The sequence below is a fragment of the Streptomyces sp. NPDC002926 genome (assembly GCF_053591755.1).
Window position 1 is genome coordinate 1 of sequence record NZ_JBSFUK010000080.1, and the last position, 3,844, is coordinate 3,844.

The 3,844-nt window shown below is 72.1% G+C and carries 1 protein-coding gene; it reads right to left on the reverse strand.

The window, feature by feature from the left end; translation table 11 throughout:
* Positions 1–3,758: SDR family NAD(P)-dependent oxidoreductase (locus tag ACWDZ6_RS33305; RefSeq protein ID WP_451505820.1), on the reverse strand; the 3,758-nt coding region annotated here is incomplete at its 3' end.
* Between the last annotated feature and the right edge of the window lie 86 nt (positions 3,759–3,844).

Consider the following 3,844-nt stretch of genomic DNA (forward strand, 5'->3'; position numbering starts at 1 on the left):
ACCCACTGCGAACCCTGACCCGGATACACAAACACCACCCGGCCCCGACGCCCCGCAACCCCCTCCACCACACCCGCATGCGGCACACCCCCAGCCACCGCCCGCAACCCATCCACCAACCCAGCCACCGAGTCGGCAGTGACACTCGCCCGCTGCTCAAAATGCGTGCGGTGACGGGCCGCCGTCACCGCCACACCCGCCAACGGCACATCCGCATGCCCCTCCAGCCACAACGCCCAACGGCCGGCCTGCTCCCGCAACGCCCCCTCGCTCTGGCCCGACACCACCACCGGATACGGGCCCTCAGCCACCACCTCCGCAGCCCCGCCCCCATCCCGAACCGGCGGCTCTTCGACAATGACGTGTGCGTTGGTGCCGCTCAGACCGAACGACGACACACCCGCCCGACGCGGACGCCCCTCCTCCCGCGCCCAGGGGGTGAACTCGTCGACCACACGGACCGACATCCGGTCCCAGGCGATGTTCGGGTTGCGCGGTGAGCTGTGCATGGTGGCGGGCAGCGCGTCGTTCTTGAAGGAGGCGAGCATCTTGCACACACCGGCGATACCGGCTGCCGACTCCAGGTGTCCGATGACGCTCTTCGCCGTGCCGAGCCCGAGTTCGCGGCCCGGTTCACGGCCCTTCCCGTACACGGCGTCCAGGGCCTGCACCTCGATCGGGTCACCCAGAGACGTACCGGTGCCGTGGCATTCGACGTAGTCGACGTCGGCCGCGGACAGCCCGGCCGAGTCGAGTGCGGCGCGGATGACCTTCTGCTGGGAGGTGCCGTTGGGTGCGGTGATGCCGCTGCTCGCGCCGTCGTGATTGACGGCGGTGGCACGGATGACGCCGAGGATGTTGCGGTCCTGCTCGATCGCGTCGGACAGGCGCATCACGGCGATGACGCCGACGCCTTCGCCGCGCCCGTATCCGTCGGCGTCGGCCGAGAAAGCCTTGCTGCGGCCGTCCGGCGAGAGAGCGTGGGAGCGGCTGAGCGCCACGAACATGCCCGGGTCGGCGAGGACTTGGACGCCGCCCGCCAGGGCGAGCTCGCACTCGTCGTTGCGCAGTGCCTCACAGGCGAGGTGCAGGGCGACCAGCGAGGACGAGCAGGCCGTGTCGATGGACAGGGCGGGTCCCTGGAGGCCGAGGTGGTAGGAGAGACGGCCTGCGTTGAAGCTCGACAGGGCGCCGGTCAGTGTGTAGGTGTCGGGTGCGCCGCTGTGGCGGTACTTGCCGTACTCGCCGGCGCCCGCGCCGACGAAGACACCGGTGCGGGAGTCCCGCAGCTCACGCGGTCGGATGCCGGCGTCCTCCAGGGAGTGCCATGCGGCTTCGAGGAGCAGCCGGTGCTGCGGGTCCATCGGCTCGGCCTCGCGCGGGCTGATGCCGAAGAACGACGCGTCGAAGGAAGCGACGTCCCCGAGGAAGGAGGCGTGGCGGGCGTATGTGCTGCCCTCGGCGTCCGGGTCCGGGTCGTAGTAGGCGTCGATGTCGAACCGGTCGGCCGGGACGGTGGTGACGGTGTCGCGTCCCTCGGCGAGGACCTGCCAGAGGCTGTCGAGGTCGTGTGCGTCGCCGGGCACGCGCAGGCCGACGCCGACAACGGCGAGGGGTTCGTCGCCGCGGTGGCCGCCGCGGGTGCCGGTGCCGGCTACGGCCGGGAGGGCGACGGGGAGCGCGGGGGCGAGTTCGGCGAGAAGCCACCGGGCGGCGGAGCTCAGGTCCGGGGAGTCGAAGACGAGGGTCCTGGGGGTGGTGACGCCGGTGCGGCGCTGGACGCGTTCGGCGAAGTCGACTGCCATCATCGAGTTGAAGCCGAGGTCCTTGAACCCTCGTTCGGGGTCGAGCGAGAGGGGATCCTCTATGCCGAGCACCGCCGCCGCCTCTGCCGCCAGCAGACCGCGCAGATGCGCTTCGCGGTCGGGTTCGGAGACCTCCAGCAGGGTCCGGCGCAGTGGGTTGGTGTCAGCGGCCGGGGAATCGGCGGTCTGCTGAGCGAGGGCGGCGCGCGCCTGGGTGATCTCGTCCAGGAAGGGCCGGTTCCTGCCCTGCGTATAGGAGGTGGCGCACCGGTCCCAGTCGATCTGGGCGATCACGGCGGACCGCTTCGTGGCCAGGGCGGCGTCGAGGGCGGACAGGGCCCGGTCGACGGCCATCGGGGTGAGGCCGGTGCGGCGCAGTTGGGTTTCCGCGGCGCCGTGCGTCATGCCTCCGTCGGCCCAGGGTCCCCAGCCGATGCTGACGGCCGGGATGCCTTCGGAGCTGAGCTGATGTGCCAGTGCGTCGAGTGCGGCATTGGCCATGGCGTAGTTGGCCTGGCCGATGTTGCCCAGTGTGCCGATCACGGACGAGTACAGGACGAAGGCGTCGAGCTCATGGTCACGGGTGAGTTCGGCCAGCAGCCGGGCGGCGCCGAGTTTGGGTGCGGCGGCCGCGGCCAGGGCTTTGGTGTCCAGCCGGTCGACGAACCGGTCGTCGAGGAGGCCCGCGGTGTGGAAGACGGCACGCAGCGGTGCTTCGTCGGACGCGATGCGGACGAGCAGGTCCGACAGCTGTCGGCGGTCGGTGACGTCGCAGGAGGCGAGGGTGACGCGGGCACCGGCCGTCTCGAGGCTGTGGATGAGCTCCTCGGCACCTTCGGCGTCGCGTCCGCGCCGGGACACCAGGACGAGATGCTCGGCGCCGCGGTCGGCGAGGCTGCGGGCGAGGTGCCCGGCCAGCGCGCCGCTGCCTCCGGTGATCAGCACGGTGCCGCGGGGGGACCAGGGCCGTGTGACGGTACTGGGGGCTGCCCGGTGCAGACGGCGCACGTAGCGGCCGGTGGAACGCAGCGCCAGATGTTCTTCAACGCCGGCCGGTGCGGCGAGGACGGCGGGCAGCTGCTGGGCGGCTGCTGCCAGTGCGGCGGCCGCCACGGGGTCGGCCGGGTCGGCGTCGGTGCCGGCGGGGAGGTCGATCAGCCCGCCCCAGCGGTTGGCGTGTTCCAGGGCGACGACGTGGCCGAGTCCCCAGGCGCCGGTCTGGTTCGGGCGGGGCGCGGGGTCCTTGTCGTGGGCGCGTACGGCGCCGCGTGTGATCAGCCACAGCGGCGCGCGGACCGACGCGTCGCCGAGGGCCTGGACGAGTGCCAGGGTCTGGGCGATGCCGGTGGTGGTGGCCGGGTGCTCGGGGTGCGGCGTCTCGTCGACGGGGGTGAGGGCGAGGACGCCGGACAGGGTCTTGTCACCGAGCGCCGAGCTCAGGTCGGCGAGGAGCGTGGCATATCCGGTGCGGTCACAGGCGGCCGAGAGGATGTGCGCTGAGGCGCCCGCCTCCGTCAGGGCGTCCGCGAGGGTTTCGGCGAGCCCCGAGGCGGCAGCCGGGCCCACCAGCAGCCAGTGGCCGTCGACGGCGGGGGCGGCGGGCGGGGCGGTGAGCGGCTGCCAGCTCTCCTCGTACATCCAGTCGGCGATGTCGGCGGCCTGGTCCTGGCGTTCGCGCCAGGTGGCGAGGTAGGGCAGCAGGGTGGTTACGGCCGCGTTGTCGTCGGTGACGCCCAGGAGTTCGCCGAGGCGCTGGGCCTCGCCGCTGCCGATGGCCTGCCACAGGGCGTCGTCCGTGGTGCTGCGGTGGCGGGATGGGCGGTCAGCGCCGTCGATCCAGTAGCGCTCGCGCTGGAAGGCGTAGGTGGGCAGGTCGACCGGCGCGGTGGTGCCGCCGGACGGCAGGATCCGCGTGAAGTCCAGACTCAGCCCATGGGTGTGCAAAATGCCCACCGCCCGGAACATGTCCCGGCACTCATCAGCCCGTTCACCCCCACGCTGCGACTGCGAGGCGACAAAGACCGCCCCCTCCCCCATGA